Source organism: Neobacillus drentensis, from assembly GCF_021560175.1.
Classification (GTDB): domain Bacteria; phylum Bacillota; class Bacilli; order Bacillales; family Cytobacillaceae; genus Neobacillus; species Neobacillus drentensis_A.
In genome coordinates this window covers 1,111,238-1,128,428 of record NZ_CP091110.1, presented here as the reverse complement: position 1 = coordinate 1,128,428, position 17,191 = coordinate 1,111,238, and the positions used below count along the sequence as shown (strand labels likewise).

Sequence of the window (17,191 nt, the reverse complement as noted above, 5' to 3'; positions counted from 1 at the left end):
CGACTTAAATTTATATAAGTTGTTAAAGTTATTAGTTACATATCTATTTATGATAAACTATTTTCAACAAATTTTGGAGGTGGAATGGTTGGAAATTAAAGTTTCAGCAGAAATTTGCGAACTAATTCCCGATTTTAAAATTGGGGTTATTGAATATAAAAATATAACGGTTGGGGATTCACCACAAATGGTGAAAGGCAGACTACAGCTTTTCCAAGAGTCGATCTTTTTTGAACTGGAAAACAAACAGATTTCGGACTTTCCTGGTATAAAGGAATGGAGAAATATTTTTAAGAAGACAGGAAAGGATCCGAATCGATATCGACATTCAGCTGAAGCATTATTTAGAAGAATACAGAAACAAAATTATCTATCTTCAGTCCATAGTGCGATCGATATTAATAATTTTTTCTCCCTACAATATCAAGTTCCCATCGGTGTTTATGACCAAGATCTGTTAAAAGCTCCTGTAGTGATTAGGTTTGGAAGGGAGAACGAGACATACAACGGATTGAATGGAAGGAGCAATTCCTTGGAGCATTTAATTCTTTCTTCCGATGAAAATGGACCATTTGGAAGCCCTTTTGTTGATTCAGATAAGGCCCCAGTGACCATTCATACAAAAAATGCTTTGCAAATCATTTATCTCCGTCCATCTACAGAGGTAGAGGCTGCGCATAAGCTTACTAAATCATTAATGAACATGTTTACCCAGATACATGGAGGCGAAGCATCATATTTCATTGTTGAATGACTGCTTTATACAGTAATGATGGGCAGCTACCCGATCAAATTATAGCAAGATGTCCTTCATCCTTTTTGAATTTTTTTCAAAAGTCTACGATTATAAAATTGAAGTGGTTCTAATGGACAAAAGTATTAAGTATTTAAAAAAATGTCCATTAGCAGCCACCTATTAGACAAAATCGTCGGGTAACTTAGAAAACTGTCTAATAGAACATCTCTAATAGACAAAAGTATGTGTTTCATTAATAAAATTGTCCATTGGAATCTTTCTATCGGACAATCTCCCTGTGCATTTTAGAAAATTGTCCTTTAGCAAAGTATTTTTTGCTAGATAGGTCCTAATGGAAAATTTATTAAGACAATAGTTATTAGTCAAAATAAAAAAACGCAATGCATCGTTCTCCTAATGTAACGATACACTGCGTTAGTTAATATGTATGGAGCGGGTGATGGGAATCGAACCCACTACATCAGCTTGGAAGGCTGAGGTTTTACCAGTAAACTACACCCGCATTTATGAAAAAGGACTGAACAATCTGACTTAATAAATACTACACATATTCTTTAAAGGAGTCAAGTCAATTCCGCAAATTTTGTCGATTTTTTTCTTAATTTGTTATCTAGGAGGATATACATAATTTATCTCTTTACTTATTTGCTAGTCTATTCTATATATCAAATTAATATTACTAGTTGTAGTCAAAGTACCAATTTTATTGATTTTTAAATGCTGGTCGATAAAAAGATGCTGATTCCGTACCCAGGATCAAGAGGGTCCGCACTTATCGGTTGGGGGATAGGTTAAGCACACAAGCTGCGAGCTGATAAATAGACGGAAAAATTCCGCTTAATTAGTAATTATTATTAAAAAAGGCCGAAATAGACGGAGAGATACCGACTATTTACTCAAAAAATTCAAAATGAGGGATTTTGCTGTGCATAAGCGGAAAAGCTCCCCTTATTTACCCCGAAACATGCTCCATTCTATATTTAACCGAAAATTCTCCGCTTATTTTACTTTTGCTAGTTAATCTGAATACATGCGATTACTTTTTTCATCTTAAAAGAATGACAATTTCTATTATCGCTTCTTCGCTAACTGATTGAGATCCGAAAAATAGCCGACTTCCTTCACTCTTTTTGTAGTTCGCACGATAAAAATCACGGTAAAAAATAAAAGAAGCGATTTCCCAATGAAGGGAAATCGCTTCTTTTCAACGTTTCAGATACCGGTGGTCGGGGTCGAACCGACACTCCAGAGGAACACGATTTTGAGTCGTGCGCGTCTGCCAATTCCGCCACACCGGCGTATTAAGTTGTTTTAAGCAATGCCGAGGACCGGAATCGAACCGGTACGGTAGTCACCTACCGCAGGATTTTAAGTCCTGTGCGTCTGCCAGTTCCGCCACCCCGGCATAATATAATAGCATTTGCTTATTAAAAATCTTTGGAGGCGGCAACCGGATTCGAACCGGTGGTAAAGGTTTTGCAGACCTCTGCCTTACCACTTGGCTATGCCGCCGATATAATTGGAGCGGAAGACGGGATTCGAACCCGCGACCCCCACCTTGGCAAGGTGGTGTTCTACCACTGAACTACTTCCGCGAAATGGCTGGGCTAGCTGGATTTGAACCAACGCATGTCGCAGTCAAAGTGCGATGCCTTACCGCTTGGCTATAGCCCAATGCTTTCATAAATAATATTATGGGGCGACTGATGGGAATCGAACCCACGAATGCCTGAACCACAATCAGGTGCGTTAACCACTTCGCCACAATCGCCACAATATAATTGGCAGGGGTAGTAGGAATCGAACCCACACCAAAGGTTTTGGAGACCTTCGTTCTACCTTTAAACTATACCCCTATAAATGGTGGAGGGGGACGGATTCGAACCGCCGAACCCGGAGGGAGCGGATTTACAGTCCGCCGCGTTTAGCCACTTCGCTACCCCTCCACATATAAGAATTAATATTGCCAGCTTCTGGTGCCGGCGAGAGGACTTGAACCCCCAACCTACTGATTACGATTCAGTTGCTCTACCAGTTGAGCTACACCGGCATAATTCATAAATCTATAATAGTATCATACTCAACGTTAGGTTAACGTCATCCCGATCTCAGTAAGCTTATTCAAGCAGCAATTCAATCGGTATGCTGATGTTCACTCAAGGAAGCATATTCGTTCGTGCTCTACCAGTTGAGCTACACCGGTAAAATCAAAATAAAAGGTGGCTCAGGACGGAATCGAACCGCCGACACAAGGATTTTCAGTCCTTTGCTCTACCGACTGAGCTACTGAGCCACTAAATGGCGGTCTGGACGGGACTCGAACCCGCGACCTCCTGCGTGACAGGCAGGCATTCTAACCAACTGAACTACCAGACCAATTGCGGGGACAGGATTTGAACCTGCGACCTTCGGGTTATGAGCCCGACGAGCTACCGGACTGCTCCACCCCGCGATAATAGAAAGTATATTGTTCATCCATGCTCATAGTTTACATGGACTGTATCAATCTCAGAAAGCTTATTCAAGCAGCAACTCGATTGATACAACTCGCAGATTATTCATCGAAGCAACGCTCGTTGCTCCACCCCGCGATAATAGAAAATATATTGTTATGGTGGAGGATGACGGGATCGAACCGCCGACCCTCTGCTTGTAAGGCAGATGCTCTCCCAGCTGAGCTAATCCTCCATATTAAGATGGTGACCCCTACGGGACTCGAACCCGTGTTACCTCCGTGAAAGGGAGGTGTCTTAACCGCTTGACCAAGGGGCCATATATTTTATGGCGGAGAGCAAGGGATTTGAACCCTTGAGACAGGGTTACCCGCCTACACGATTTCCAATCGTGCTCCTTCGGCCACTCGGACAGCTCTCCATAAAAAATGGCTCCGCAGGTAGGACTCGAACCTACGACCGATCGGTTAACAGCCGATAGCTCTACCACTGAGCTACTGCGGAATAATAGTATTACAGCCTGGCAACGTCCTACTCTCACAGGGACAAAGTCCCAACTACCATCGGCGCTGAGAAGCTTAACTTCCGTGTTCGGTATGGGAACGGGTGTGACCTTCTCGCCTTAATTACCAGACTATTTATTTGACACTATTTTATTATAGTATCTTTTTTTATTTTTGCAAGAGAAATTTTAAACTTTTTTCATTCTCTCAAAACTAGATAATGTAGAAGAAATTTTGTAAAAACGAGTTCGCTAATAACTATGGTTAAGTCCTCGATCGATTAGTATCAGTCAGCTCCACATGTCGCCACGCTTCCACCTCTGACCTATCAACCTGATCATCTTTCAGGGATCTTACTAGCTTGACGCTATGGGAAATCTCATCTTGAGGGGGGCTTCATGCTTAGATGCTTTCAGCACTTATCCCGTCCGCACATAGCTACCCAGCGATGCCTTTGGCAAGACAACTGGTACACCAGCGGTGCGTCCATCCCGGTCCTCTCGTACTAAGGACAGCTCCTCTCAAATTTCCTGCGCCCACGACGGATAGGGACCGAACTGTCTCACGACGTTCTGAACCCAGCTCGCGTACCGCTTTAATGGGCGAACAGCCCAACCCTTGGGACCGACTACAGCCCCAGGATGCGATGAGCCGACATCGAGGTGCCAAACCTCCCCGTCGATGTGGACTCTTGGGGGAGATAAGCCTGTTATCCCCGGGGTAGCTTTTATCCGTTGAGCGATGGCCCTTCCATGCGGAACCACCGGATCACTAAGCCCGACTTTCGTCCCTGCTCGACTTGTAGGTCTCGCAGTCAAGCTCCCTTGTGCCTTTACACTCTACGAATGATTTCCAACCATTCTGAGGGAACCTTTGGGCGCCTCCGTTACTCTTTAGGAGGCGACCGCCCCAGTCAAACTGCCCACCTGACACTGTCTCCCACCCCGATCAGGGGTGCGGGTTAGAATTTCAATACAGCCAGGGTAGTATCCCACCGACGCCTCCACCGAAGCTGGCGCTCCGGCTTCTCAGGCTCCTACCTATCCTGTACAAGCTGTACCAAAATTCAATATCAGGCTACAGTAAAGCTCCACGGGGTCTTTCCGTCCTGTCGCGGGTAACCTGCATCTTCACAGGTACTATAATTTCACCGAGTCTCTCGTTGAGACAGTGCCCAGATCGTTACGCCTTTCGTGCGGGTCGGAACTTACCCGACAAGGAATTTCGCTACCTTAGGACCGTTATAGTTACGGCCGCCGTTTACTGGGGCTTCGATTCAGAGCTTCGCTTGCGCTAACCCCTCCTCTTAACCTTCCAGCACCGGGCAGGCGTCAGCCCCTATACTTCGCCTTGCGGCTTCGCAGAGACCTGTGTTTTTGCTAAACAGTCGCCTGGGCCTATTCACTGCGGCTCTTCGAGGCTATGAACCCCAAAGAGCACCCCTTCTCCCGAAGTTACGGGGTCATTTTGCCGAGTTCCTTAACGAGAGTTCTCTCGCTCACCTTAGGATTCTCTCCTCGCCTACCTGTGTCGGTTTGCGGTACGGGCACCTTGAATCTCGCTAGAGGCTTTTCTTGGCAGTGTGGAATCAGGAACTTCGGTACTAAATTTCCCTCGCTGTCACAGCTCAGCCTTCACGAGAAGCGGATTTTCCTGCTTCTCAGCCTAACTGCTTAGACGCGCATATCCAACAGCGCGCTTACCCTATCCTCCTGCGTCCCCCCATCACTCAAACGATTCTTTGGTGGTACAGGAATATCAACCTGTTGTCCATCGCCTACGCCTTTCGGCCTCGGCTTAGGTCCCGACTAACCCTGAGCGGACGAGCCTTCCTCAGGAAACCTTAGGCATTCGGTGGATGAGATTCTCACTCATCTTTCGCTACTCATACCGGCATTCTCACTTCTAAGCGCTCCACCAGTCCTTACGGTCTAGCTTCAACGCCCTTAGAACGCTCTCCTACCACTGACATCAAAGATGTCAATCCACAGCTTCGGTGATACGTTTAGCCCCGGTACATTTTCGGCGCAGAGTCACTCGACCAGTGAGCTATTACGCACTCTTTAAATGGTGGCTGCTTCTAAGCCAACATCCTGGTTGTCTAAGCAACTCCACATCCTTTTCCACTTAACGTATACTTTGGGACCTTAGCTGGTGGTCTGGGCTGTTTCCCTTTTGACTACGGATCTTATCACTCGCAGTCTGACTCCCACGGATAAGTCTTTGGCATTCGGAGTTTGTCTGAATTCGGTAACCCGATGAGGGCCCCTAGTCCAAACAGTGCTCTACCTCCAAGACTCTAACTACGTGAGGCTAGCCCTAAAGCTATTTCGGAGAGAACCAGCTATCTCCAAGTTCGATTGGAATTTCTCCGCTACCCACACCTCATCCCCGCACTTTTCAACGTGCGTGGGTTCGGGCCTCCATCCAGTGTTACCTGGACTTCACCCTGGACATGGGTAGATCACCTGGTTTCGGGTCTACGACCACATACTAATACGCCCTATTCAGACTCGCTTTCGCTGCGGCTCCGTCTCTTCAACTTAACCTTGCATGTAATCGTAACTCGCCGGTTCATTCTACAAAAGGCACGCTATCACCCATTAACGGGCTCTAACTACTTGTAGGCACACGGTTTCAGGAACTATTTCACTCCCCTTCCGGGGTGCTTTTCACCTTTCCCTCACGGTACTGGTTCACTATCGGTCACTAGGGAGTATTTAGCCTTGGGAGATGGTCCTCCCTGCTTCCGACCGGATTTCACGTGTCCGGCCGTACTCAGGATCCACTCAGGAGGGAACGGAGTTTCGACTACAGGGCTTTTACCTTCTATGACGGGTCTTTCCAGACCGCTTCATCTACCCCGTTCCTTTGTAACTCCATGTTGAGTGTCCTACAACCCCAAGAGGCAAGCCTCTTGGTTTGGGCTAATCCCGTTTCGCTCGCCGCTACTTAGGGAATCGCGTTTGCTTTCTCTTCCTCCGGGTACTTAGATGTTTCAGTTCCCCGGGTCTGCCATCAATACCCTATGTATTCAGGTAAAGATACTGTTCCATTACGAACAGTGGGTTCCCCCATTCGGAAATCTCCGGATCAAAGCTTACTTACAGCTCCCCGAAGCATATCGGTGTTAGTCCCGTCCTTCATCGGCTCCTAGTGCCAAGGCATTCACCGTGCGCCCTTTCTAACTTAACCTAAAAGGTTTTACTCTATTTAATAGAGAGAAAAACTAAAATGGCGATTTTACTCGGTTTTTACTTGGTTTCTTCTATACGATTATCTAGTTTTCAAAGAACGAAATTTCTTGAGAGATTGTACTCTCAAAACTAAACAAACAGAAAACCATCAAACAAACGTTTTTGTCTGGCTCATATGTCCAGCTTATATCCTTAGAAAGGAGGTGATCCAGCCGCACCTTCCGATACGGCTACCTTGTTACGACTTCACCCCAATCATCTGTCCCACCTTAGGCGGCTGGCTCCTTACGGTTACCCCACCGACTTCGGGTGTTACAAACTCTCGTGGTGTGACGGGCGGTGTGTACAAGGCCCGGGAACGTATTCACCGCGGCATGCTGATCCGCGATTACTAGCGATTCCGGCTTCATGTAGGCGAGTTGCAGCCTACAATCCGAACTGAGAATGGTTTTATGGGATTGGCTAGGCCTCGCGGCTTTGCTGCCCTTTGTACCATCCATTGTAGCACGTGTGTAGCCCAGGTCATAAGGGGCATGATGATTTGACGTCATCCCCACCTTCCTCCGGTTTGTCACCGGCAGTCTCCTTAGAGTGCCCAACTGAATGCTGGCAACTAAGAACAAGGGTTGCGCTCGTTGCGGGACTTAACCCAACATCTCACGACACGAGCTGACGACAACCATGCACCACCTGTCACTCTGTCCCCCGAAGGGGAAAGTCCTATCTCTAGGAGTGTCAGAGGATGTCAAGACCTGGTAAGGTTCTTCGCGTTGCTTCGAATTAAACCACATGCTCCACCGCTTGTGCGGGCCCCCGTCAATTCCTTTGAGTTTCAGCCTTGCGGCCGTACTCCCCAGGCGGAGTGCTTAATGCGTTAGCTGCAGCACTAAGGGGCGGAAACCCCCTAACACTTAGCACTCATCGTTTACGGCGTGGACTACCAGGGTATCTAATCCTGTTTGCTCCCCACGCTTTCGCGCCTCAGCGTCAGTTACAGACCAGAAAGCCGCCTTCGCCACTGGTGTTCCTCCACATCTCTACGCATTTCACCGCTACACGTGGAATTCCGCTTTCCTCTTCTGCACTCAAGTCCCCCAGTTTCCAATGACCCTCCACGGTTGAGCCGTGGGCTTTCACATCAGACTTAAAGGACCGCCTGCGCGCGCTTTACGCCCAATAATTCCGGACAACGCTTGCCACCTACGTATTACCGCGGCTGCTGGCACGTAGTTAGCCGTGGCTTTCTGGTTAGGTACCGTCAAGGTACCGGCAGTTACTCCGGTACTTGTTCTTCCCTAACAACAGAGCTTTACGACCCGAAGGCCTTCATCGCTCACGCGGCGTTGCTCCATCAGACTTTCGTCCATTGTGGAAGATTCCCTACTGCTGCCTCCCGTAGGAGTCTGGGCCGTGTCTCAGTCCCAGTGTGGCCGATCACCCTCTCAGGTCGGCTACGCATCGTCGCCTTGGTGAGCCGTTACCTCACCAACTAGCTAATGCGCCGCGGGCCCATCTGTAAGTGTCAGCCGAAACCGACTTTCAGCTTTTCCTCATGAAAGGAAAAGGATTATCCGGTATTAGCACCGGTTTCCCGGTGTTATCCCAGTCTTACAGGCAGGTTGCCCACGTGTTACTCACCCGTCCGCCGCTAACCAACAGGAGCAAGCTCCTGTTGGTTCGCTCGACTTGCATGTATTAGGCACGCCGCCAGCGTTCGTCCTGAGCCAGGATCAAACTCTCCATGAAAGTTGATTAGCTCATTTTGTTACGTTGGCTTCATTTCATAAGAAATGAATATTATTGTTTGTTGACGTTTTTGTTTGTTTAGTTTTCAAAGAACAATCATTGTCACTCACAAGCGACTTTATTAATTTAACACATCTGCACTTATGATGTCAACGTTTTTTAAAAAAATAATAACCATCACTTACGAAAGCTTTTCAGGAATGTTTCGCAGCGACGGTTATTAATATACCAAGTATTTTTATTTAGGTCAATACCTTTTATTGTTTTTTTAAAATAATTATGAGATGCGATAGCATCTATGAAAGATGCCATGACCTTTGGTCTCTATATTGACTACTTCAATTAAATGTTTTTCGATTAAATATTCGATCAGTACAGCTAAATCTACTGAATAAGGAATTAATTCTTTCTCGTTCATAATTTCATTAAACAGCCAGTATTCTTTCCCCCGTAATACATCCAATAAGTGAGCAGTTCCAATATTTGTTCTGGAGTGAATCAGAAACTCACTAGCCAAGAATAATAGCTCCAGTCTTTTTTCTAATGTCTCCTCGCTATTGACTAGTTCTACATACAATTTATAAATTTCTGGCTCTATTTGTTTTACCTGGTGCCAAACCGTAAGTTCCGGATGAAGACCATTCTCTATTACAGCTAATCGAGCTAAATGATGCAAGGAATGTACAACATAGTTATACGCATCAAGAAATTGGCCGCTTTCAAACAACGCTTTACCATCTACATAACGGCGAATTAATTTAGCAAATTCTAAGCCCATTTTTATTTTTCTTCCGTTAAAAGGAAAGTCTCGGAGCTCTGTTTTTAAATTCAATACATACTCATTTCGATCAAACAAAATTTTTGCTTCATGGATCCATTCAAATACCTTTCGATTCGTCCCCAAAAGAAGCCATTCCTGAAGCTGTGATTCTGACACGATATGCATAGCAGCCTTTTTGTCATCATAGGTATAATGTTTAATAAATAATGACTGGTCTGCCTCTTTTACGATTATCAACAAAATAACATCAAACGTATCCGTAATATGACTTGATTTATGCTTTTTTTCGACCACCAAAACTCCTAGTGTATTGGATTGACTCGCCCTTTCTTGATAAATAGGCCGAAGGATGTCTTCCATTCATCATTCCTCCATTTTATTCAGGTAGCATTATATGTTCGACAGTGGAATCTAATTTCCTTCTTTCTTAAAAGACAATTTTCGACATTCTTTGTATTTTTTCTTCGAAAATAATTATGGTATAGTTTGTCTAGGAGGGAGAATCATGGCAAAATATTCGAGTAAAATAAATAAAATACGTACTTTTGCATTATCTTTAATCTTTATTGGGTTCATTGTGATGTATATTGGAATTTATTTTCGGACTTCACCTGTTATTATGACCATCTTTATGCTTTTAGGGCTGCTTTTTATTATCGCAAGTACGGTCGTTTATTTTTGGATCGGGATGCTTTCAACAAAAACCATTCAAGTTAAGTGCCCGAGCTGCGGCAAGCCTACCAAAATGCTTGGCCGGGTAGATATGTGTATGCACTGCCGTGAACCATTAACATTAGATCAAAGTCTCGAAGGTAAACAATTTGATGAATCCTATAACCATAAAAAAGAAAATGAATAAAAAGAGGATGACTAAAGCCTATTGGTTTTTAACCAAAAGGTTTAAGTCATCCTCTTTTTTAGATAATGTAACCATTTCATTAATTATCAATGCACTTCTTTACTAGCACATTCAGGACAAGACCCGTAAATCTCCATACGATGAGTATCCACTTTAAAGCCTGTTACATGCGAGGCTAGATGCTCGACCTCGTCGAGACCTGGATAATGAAAATCAACGATTTTACCACAGTTTTGACAAATTACGTGGTAATGATGGGAAGTAACAAAATCAAAACGAGCCGATGCATCCCCATAGGTTAATTCTTTAACAAGTCCTACTTCACGAAATACCCGTAAATTATTGTAAACTGTTGCCACGCTCATATTAGGGAATTTCCCTTCAAGGGCTTTATAAATTTCATCTGCTGTAGGATGTGACATTGAGTTTATTAAATATTCAAGTATCGCATGACGTTGCGGAGTAATTCGCACACCTGTATCCTTCAGGGTATCCAACGCTTCTTTTAACTGATTCATCGCCATGCACCTTCTTTCTAAAAGATATTATTAGATTATAATTGTTATAATTAATTTTACTAGGTCTTTTGTACGTTTGTCAATATTGTAATCTAATAAACACTACTTGTTACTAACTATCACCATGTAAAGTTTGTTCATTCTGGCCTAATTGATAATTAACATATCTAGCTGTTACAAACAAGAGGTCTGAAAGCCGGTTTAAATAAGCTAAGACCAACGGATTTACTTCTTCACCTAACGAAACTGCACACCGTTCAGCTCTCCGTCCGATTGTTCGCGCTACATGGAAGGCAGCACCTGCGGGATGTCCTCCAGGAAGAATAAAATTAGTCAGTCCTGGCAGTGTTATATCCCAATCATCAATTTGTTTTTCTAATTGTGCAAGATCGGAAGGTGCAAGCTTCCATTTTACTTCCTTACCTTGAGGTGTAGCCAATTCAGCCCCGACATGGAAAAGGTTTGTTTGTATTTTATGATATACATTTTCAATTATTTCTTTCCCTTGAAAATTTTCATTTTTTAAGTAACTTAAGGCTAGACCAATCATAGAGTTTGTTTCATCACATGTTCCATATGCTTCGACCCGTATATCATTTTTTGCTACCCTTTGCCCATAAATCAAGGAAGTCGTGCCTTTATCACCTGTTTTGGTATAGATTTTCATTTGCTTACCTCCATTATCAATAGTTAATTACTATTTCCTTATGTAAATTAGATGTGGTGCCATTTTCTTCATCTTAACACCTATACTTATATTTAGAAAAATAATAATAATGATATTCATTGGCATAAAAAAAGGGTCACTATGGACCCAAATAATTTTATCTGAGGAGGTATGCCCTAATAGAATGATATTCAATTACACTTATCTTGCATTGGACAAATGCCTTTTCTTGAGAAAATAGGCTATCTTTCAAGTATGTAAATGACTATCCCCAAAGAGCATCAATTCCTTGATATCCGAAATAAATTCCAAAAACAACTAGCGATGCACCAGATATAATGGATATGGCTATTAAGCTTTTAGAATTGAGAATTTTTCGGAACCCTGTTGTTAGAGCCGCCACAAATAGATCCCAAAAAGTTAAACCAAGAAAGATCATACTGCTATAGATTAAAAGTGACTCCGTACCGTTTGTTTGGGCTGTTTTTGCAAGAACAGATCCATAAATCCCAAGCCAAAATAGGATCGATAAGGGACTTGTAATCGATAACATAAACCCAGTCAAGAAACATTTGTATAAAGGCTCTTTATTCCGGCTATATGACAGTGTAATCGTATTGGCGTTTTTTATACTTTCAAATCCAGAGTAAATAAGAACAAAACCACCAAACAGCCATAGGAAAATTTGCACGATAGAGATGCCGAGAAACTGAACCATCCCTAGGTATACCAAAAGCATGAAAATTCCATCTGCCATCATCGAGCCAACCCCAACAATCCAAGCATGCCAAAATCCATTTTTTATCCCTTTATCTAGGCGTGCTGAATTAACCGGGCCGATTGGAGCCGCTAAGGTAAAGCCTAGAATGATATAACTGATTAGTATGCTAATGCTCAATAAAACAACACCACCCTCTTGTTTTATAAACCCTATGAAAAAAATCGCTAAGTCATGTCCAAATAGTTTGCAAAAAATAAAGATAGATGGACTTCTGAGCCTGCATCAAAATAACAGAGAAAGGAATAATAAAAATATTTAGTTAGGATTGGAGGAAAAAAGATGGTATCCACCGAAAACGCATTATCCATTTTTGCTCTTGGCGGTATTAATGAAATCGGAAAAAACATGTATGTTGTTCAGTATGGAGACGATATTTTTATTATTGATTGTGGTGGTAAATTCCCTGATGAAAGCTTACTGGGGATTGATTTAATTATTCCTGATATGACCTATTTAGAGGAGAATCAGGACAAAATTAGAGCCTTAATTGTAACTCATGGACACGAAGACCATATTGGCGGGATTCCCTATTTCTTAAGAAAGTTAAATGTACCTATTTATGCAACCCGCTTTACACTTGGATTAATTGAATTAAAAATTGATGAACATAGACTAAGAGGGGATTCCAAACTTATTACGATCGACTCCAATTCCAGATTGGAATTCGACAAGATTGAGATTTCCTTTTTTAAAGTAAGCCATAGCATACCCGACTGCCTCGGAATTGTCTTTCATACACCTGAAGGGAATGTGGTTCACACAGGTGATTTCAAATTTGATTTAACACCGGCCAACAACCAATATGCCGATATACATAAAATGGCTGAAATAGGCCAGCAAGGGGTCTTAGTTTTAATATCGGAGAGTACTAATGCAGAACGAAAAGGGCTAACACCTTCTGAGCAGATGGTTGGTTCCCACATGGACGAAGCCTTCATAAAGGCTAAAGGGAAAATCTTTATCTCGACATTTGCATCGAATGTCAATCGGGTTCAGCAAGTGGTTGAGTCAGCGTTGAGGACCAATCGTAAACTGGCATTGCTAGGCCGCAGTATGGTGAACGTTGTGGATGTTGCCATTGAACGCGGTTATTTAAATGTGCCAGAAGGGATGTTAATAGACGCTAGTGAAGTAGATAAACTTCCGGCTGAAAAGGTAGCTATTCTTTGTACAGGCAGTCAAGGGGAACCAATGGCAGCCTTATCCCGATTAGCAAGTGGGAACTTCCGTGATGTCGCGATTTACCCCGGAGATACGGTGGTTTTAGCAGCTTCCCCAATTCCAGGAAACGAAAAGGATGTTTCAAAAATTATCGATAATTTATTTCTGCTTGGAGCTAAGGTCATCTACGGTTCTGGCAGCACGACCGGAATGCATGTTTCGGGACATGGATATCAAGAAGACCTCAAGCTGATGCTCACTTTAATGAAACCGACCTATTTCATTCCTATTCATGGTGAATATCGTATGCTGCATCATCACCGTATGTTAGCTGAATCAGTTGGAGTGGAAAAAGCCAATACCTTTATTATTAAAAATGGAGAGGTTGTCGAGTTCAAAAATGGTGCTGCCCGGCAGACCCAATCTGTTCCAGCTGGGGATACATACGTGGATGGCATTGGTGTTGGCGATGTTGGCGACATTGTGTTACGGGATAGAAAACAGTTGTCTGAAGATGGGATGCTCGTTATTGTCATTTCGATTAGCAAGGGAGACCGGAAAATTATTTCTGGACCGGATACGATTACTCGAGGGTTTGTTTATGCAAGAGACTCGGATGAGCTCCTTAAAGAAGTCAACCGTCTTGTTAAAAAGACAGTGAATGATATGCAAGCCGAGAATATTCGCCAATGGAATGTAATGAAACAAAACATTAAAAAGTCGGTTGGACAGTATTTATTTGCCCAAACCAAACGAAAGCCAATGATTCTTCCGATTATTATTGAAATTTAGTGAGGCGCAAAAAAGGATGGTCACAGCTGTGACGCATCCTTTTTTCATTTAATTATTTAAATCCTTTAAACCTGGGCTATGTTCATTTGGCATTTCTGGCATGACTGGAACCGGATACCCATTTGGCGGCGGGACAACTTGTAGTGTGCCATCATCTCGACTTGGAGACTGCCCTTGGAAGATTTGGCCTATGAGAGTGTCATCTAATCTAAAATTGAATTGAGCATTATGGAAGCCCATTTCAACATATTTACGACATTCAGGATACTTATTAATATCATAATTTGGCACAGGGAAGATTTTCGCCCAATCGACCCCTAGTGTTTCTAATGCTTTCGCAAATGCATTTTGGTGTGCGTTATCTCTGACAATCAAGAAAGCTAAAGTTTCTCTAAATGTCTTATTAGAACTCATCTCATATATACGTGATTTTTGCAAGACCCCTGTCGACTCTAACACTAGATTGTCCAATAAATCACTCACAAGGTTTCCATGACTGTAGACATAACTTCCACTCCAAGGAATACCAGCAGCATCTACTGGCAAGGAGCTTTGTGCCCCCATTATAAAGTGATGTGGGTTCGCATGCTTAATAGCTTCCTCAAGTGGAGCGCCAGTACTTCCTCCCGCCCCTACAGCTTCTTCTCCAGAACCATTTAAGAGTTGGTTGATGGTTGTTTGAACAAGCTCGACGTGGCTGATTTCCTCTAGGAAAATACCTCTAATTAAATCACGATATTGTTTTTGGTTTCCACGGAAATTGGAACTTTGAAAAAAGAATTGCATCATCGTCCGCATCTCTCCAAATCTTCCGCCCAAAGTTTCTTGAAGTACCTTTGCTGCGGATGGATCTGGTTTATCTGGGACGATCATGTTAATTAAATCCTCTTTATAAAAGTACAAAATAATACCCCCTAATAACTTGATTTAAATACCTGTTTAGCATTTCCAAACCATTACCGCTTAACCAAACATTAAGGTGATTTTGCGAAAAATGCTGAAACGAATCAAACTTTTAGGGGGAAAATTAAATGAATTAAATTAAATTTTCTTTTACATACTGCAAGGCTTCTTCTACATGTCCCTTTACCTTTACCTTGCGCCACTCTTTAACTAGCTTACCTTCCTTATCAATAACAAATGTCGACCGTTCAATTCCCATATATTCTTTTCCAAAGTTTTTCTTTAGTTTCCAAACTTCATACATTTCTGCTGCTTTATGTTCTTCATCCACTAAAAGCAGAAACGGCAGATTATATTTTTCAATAAATTTCTCATGCTTCTCTTGAGGGTCTGGGCTAATTCCAATAATCACGCAATTTAACTCAGAAAAGCTTTGATGGTAATCGCGAAAGTCGCATGCTTGTGTGGTGCAACCCGGTGTCATATCTTTCGGATAGAAATACAAGACTATGTTTTTCCCTCTAAAATCTGCTAAGCTCACTTTTTCTCCATTTGGATCTTTTAATTCAAAATCTGGTGCTAGTTTGTCCATTTCAATCGTCATTTTTATCTCTTCCTTTGCTTAGTTATCGATTGTTCGTTTACCGTTTAGTACTATTGCTTATCCATAGCGTAACCAAACTCAACCAATAACACAATTATATGGCTAACAGAGCGGTTACTTTTCACTATTTAGCACAACTCTAGCAACAAATGCCGCGGGTAAGGTATAGCCAATTAACGCCTCAATAACAGCAATCATTCTTCCTAAACCTTGCGGAAGCACATCACCGTTTCCAACTGAAAAAAGCGTCATCGCACTAAAATAAAAACTTGTTTCAAAAATATTATGATCAGGATGATTGACCTCACGAAGCAGAGTAATACCGATTAAATTAAACAGGATGTAGATCATACCAAAACCTAGGATGATTGTTAAATAGACAGCTCCTAAATATAAAAAATTCTCAACCGAAGCAAATTTTCCTCTAAGCGTGTTCGGAATAAATAGGGTACGCAGACTCATGAAAATGCAAAATATGACAATCGGGAGCAAGAAATAGAACACAGAAACCACCCCTAATAGAAATACGCGTTATTCTATTCCTATGCAGGCTTGGACAATAAAATATCAAAAACCGGGCATAGGCCCGGTTAATAGAAAAGCGGAAGCGCCTTGACCAGGGGCTTATGACCCCTAGCCCCTAGAAGCTGGAGCTGGACAATTATCAGTGTTGGATGCTTATTCTAATTTCCCGCACCTCGATATTTTTTTACCCCTTGATTCCAAAGGATAATGGAAAGAATAAAGAAAATAACTCCAATGACTGGGGTGAAAAATGAATACCAGTACCATTCTTGTTTTCCAAGAAAAAAAGCCGCAGGGTACACACCCACAAACGCAAACGGTAATATCCACGTTAAAACAAAGCGAATTAATTGATTATAAATATTGACCGGATATCTGCCGTAACTGCTGATATTATACATCATAGGCATCAAGGACGTCCTTGCATCAGCCCAAAAGCTAATACAGGCAAGCAAGATAAAGATGCCCCCATATACAAGTGCACCACCTATGACAAAAATGATAAACAAGATTGGGTCATACCAATCTATATCTAAATGAAGCCTGCTGCCGGCATAAAACATGATGACAAGTCCTGTTATTGCCCCTAACAGCGATTCAAGTTCAAGTCGTTCCAGAATAATTTGAAAGAGGCTGTGGATAGGCCTTGTTAAAATTCGGTCCAATTCTCCCTTTACAATGTAGCGCTCGTTAAAGTCCCAAATATTAAAAAAGGCTGAAAAAACCGCATATGGGACTAAGAAAAAGCCATAGATAAAAATAATTTCATCCCTTGTCCATCCATGCAGTAATTGAGTATGACCAAAGACAACTAAGATGAAAACAAGATTAATGGCTTGCGAAAGTAAATCGGAGAAAAATTCTACCAACACATCTGCGCGGTATTGGAACCTTGTTTTTAGATATTGTGATAGGTATTGAAAAAACATGGATAGATAAAACAC

Annotated in this window: 11 protein-coding genes, 17 tRNA genes and 3 rRNA genes; 3 read left to right on the top strand and 28 right to left on the bottom strand. The window is 42.5% G+C overall.

Annotation, left to right across the window (positions count from 1 at the left end; translation table 11 throughout):
* Positions 1-88 precede the first annotated feature (88 nt).
* Positions 89-754, top strand: coding sequence for a B3/B4 domain-containing protein (locus L1999_RS05365; RefSeq protein ID WP_235742610.1), 666 nt, complete (start codon positions 89-91; stop codon positions 752-754).
* 431 nt (positions 755-1,185) lie between these two features.
* Here the strand turns inward: L1999_RS05365 and L1999_RS05360 are convergent.
* The 21 genes from L1999_RS05360 to L1999_RS05260 form a co-directional block, all read right to left on the bottom strand.
* A tRNA-Gly gene (locus tag L1999_RS05360) sits at positions 1,186-1,259 on the bottom strand.
* 715 nt (positions 1,260-1,974) lie between these two features.
* Positions 1,975-2,055, bottom strand: a tRNA-Leu gene (locus tag L1999_RS05355).
* 21 nt (positions 2,056-2,076) lie between these two features.
* Positions 2,077-2,162: transfer RNA gene (locus L1999_RS05350), tRNA-Leu, on the bottom strand.
* Positions 2,163-2,195: 33 nt separating this feature from the next.
* A tRNA-Cys gene (locus L1999_RS05345) sits at positions 2,196-2,269 on the bottom strand.
* A gap of 8 nt (positions 2,270-2,277) precedes the next feature.
* Positions 2,278-2,352, bottom strand: a tRNA-Gly gene (locus L1999_RS05340).
* Between the two features lie 4 nt (positions 2,353-2,356).
* Positions 2,357-2,431 (bottom strand) — tRNA-Gln (locus L1999_RS05335).
* Positions 2,432-2,452: 21 nt separating this feature from the next.
* A tRNA-His gene (locus tag L1999_RS05330) sits at positions 2,453-2,528 on the bottom strand.
* A gap of 11 nt (positions 2,529-2,539) precedes the next feature.
* A tRNA-Trp gene (locus L1999_RS05325) sits at positions 2,540-2,613 on the bottom strand.
* A 5-nt stretch (positions 2,614-2,618) separates the two neighbouring features.
* Positions 2,619-2,703: transfer RNA gene (locus tag L1999_RS05320), tRNA-Tyr, on the bottom strand.
* Positions 2,704-2,731: 28 nt separating this feature from the next.
* Positions 2,732-2,807 (bottom strand) — tRNA-Thr (locus L1999_RS05315).
* Positions 2,808-2,977: 170 nt separating this feature from the next.
* Positions 2,978-3,050 (bottom strand) — tRNA-Phe (locus tag L1999_RS05310).
* Between the two features lie 6 nt (positions 3,051-3,056).
* Positions 3,057-3,133, bottom strand: a tRNA-Asp gene (locus L1999_RS05305).
* 2 nt (positions 3,134-3,135) lie between these two features.
* A tRNA-Met gene (locus L1999_RS05300) sits at positions 3,136-3,209 on the bottom strand.
* A 160-nt stretch (positions 3,210-3,369) separates the two neighbouring features.
* A tRNA-Val gene (locus L1999_RS05295) sits at positions 3,370-3,445 on the bottom strand.
* Positions 3,446-3,454: 9 nt separating this feature from the next.
* Positions 3,455-3,529, bottom strand: a tRNA-Glu gene (locus L1999_RS05290).
* A 10-nt stretch (positions 3,530-3,539) separates the two neighbouring features.
* Positions 3,540-3,631, bottom strand: a tRNA-Ser gene (locus tag L1999_RS05285).
* An 8-nt stretch (positions 3,632-3,639) separates the two neighbouring features.
* Positions 3,640-3,714: transfer RNA gene (locus tag L1999_RS05280), tRNA-Asn, on the bottom strand.
* A 14-nt stretch (positions 3,715-3,728) separates the two neighbouring features.
* Positions 3,729-3,844: ribosomal RNA gene (gene rrf / locus L1999_RS05275) — 5S ribosomal RNA — on the bottom strand.
* A 129-nt stretch (positions 3,845-3,973) separates the two neighbouring features.
* Positions 3,974-6,908 (bottom strand): 23S ribosomal RNA (locus L1999_RS05270).
* Between the two features lie 198 nt (positions 6,909-7,106).
* Positions 7,107-8,656 (bottom strand): 16S ribosomal RNA (locus L1999_RS05265).
* The 16S, 23S and 5S rRNA genes sit together here with 16 tRNA genes alongside, the layout of an rRNA operon.
* A gap of 277 nt (positions 8,657-8,933) precedes the next feature.
* On the bottom strand, positions 8,934-9,797 hold the full coding sequence (locus L1999_RS05260) for a nucleotidyltransferase-like protein (RefSeq protein ID WP_235742609.1): 864 nt from the start codon (positions 9,795-9,797) through the stop codon (positions 8,934-8,936).
* A 142-nt stretch (positions 9,798-9,939) separates the two neighbouring features.
* Here L1999_RS05260 and L1999_RS05255 point away from each other — a divergent pair, with 142 nt between their 5' ends.
* Positions 9,940-10,296, top strand: coding sequence for a YgzB family protein (locus tag L1999_RS05255; protein WP_235744260.1), 357 nt, complete (start codon positions 9,940-9,942; stop codon positions 10,294-10,296).
* An 86-nt stretch (positions 10,297-10,382) separates the two neighbouring features.
* On the opposite strand, the gene perR is transcribed toward L1999_RS05255, so the two are convergent.
* From perR to L1999_RS05240, 3 genes are all read right to left on the bottom strand, one after another.
* On the bottom strand, positions 10,383-10,820 hold the full coding sequence (gene perR, locus L1999_RS05250; protein ID WP_235742608.1) for a peroxide-responsive transcriptional repressor PerR: 438 nt from the start codon (positions 10,818-10,820) through the stop codon (positions 10,383-10,385).
* 106 nt (positions 10,821-10,926) lie between these two features.
* Positions 10,927-11,481, bottom strand: a complete 555-nt coding sequence (locus L1999_RS05245; protein WP_235742607.1) for a cob(I)yrinic acid a,c-diamide adenosyltransferase — start codon at positions 11,479-11,481, stop codon at positions 10,927-10,929.
* Positions 11,482-11,746: 265 nt separating this feature from the next.
* Positions 11,747-12,379, bottom strand: a complete 633-nt coding sequence (locus L1999_RS05240; RefSeq protein ID WP_235742606.1) for a LysE family transporter — start codon at positions 12,377-12,379, stop codon at positions 11,747-11,749.
* Between the two features lie 162 nt (positions 12,380-12,541).
* Between L1999_RS05240 and L1999_RS05235 the strand changes: the two genes are divergently transcribed.
* Positions 12,542-14,215 (top strand): ribonuclease J, encoded by a 1,674-nt coding sequence (locus L1999_RS05235; RefSeq protein WP_235742605.1) that lies wholly within the window; start codon positions 12,542-12,544, stop codon positions 14,213-14,215.
* A 48-nt stretch (positions 14,216-14,263) separates the two neighbouring features.
* Here the strand turns inward: L1999_RS05235 and L1999_RS05230 are convergent, their stop codons facing one another.
* From L1999_RS05230 to L1999_RS05215, 4 genes are all read right to left on the bottom strand, one after another.
* Positions 14,264-15,118, bottom strand: coding sequence for a manganese catalase family protein (locus L1999_RS05230; protein ID WP_235742604.1), 855 nt, complete (start codon positions 15,116-15,118; stop codon positions 14,264-14,266).
* Positions 15,119-15,251: 133 nt separating this feature from the next.
* Positions 15,252-15,722 carry a thioredoxin-dependent thiol peroxidase gene (bcp, locus tag L1999_RS05225; protein WP_235742603.1) on the bottom strand — a complete coding sequence of 157 codons (471 nt, stop codon included), beginning with the start codon at positions 15,720-15,722 and terminating at the stop codon, positions 15,252-15,254.
* Between the two features lie 114 nt (positions 15,723-15,836).
* The gene (locus tag L1999_RS05220; RefSeq protein ID WP_235742602.1) at positions 15,837-16,226 is read right to left on the bottom strand and encodes an ion channel; all 390 of its coding nucleotides are present in this window, start codon (positions 16,224-16,226) and stop codon (positions 15,837-15,839) included.
* Between the two features lie 179 nt (positions 16,227-16,405).
* Positions 16,406-17,191, bottom strand: a complete 786-nt coding sequence (locus L1999_RS05215) for an ABC transporter permease (RefSeq protein ID WP_235742601.1) — start codon at positions 17,189-17,191, stop codon at positions 16,406-16,408.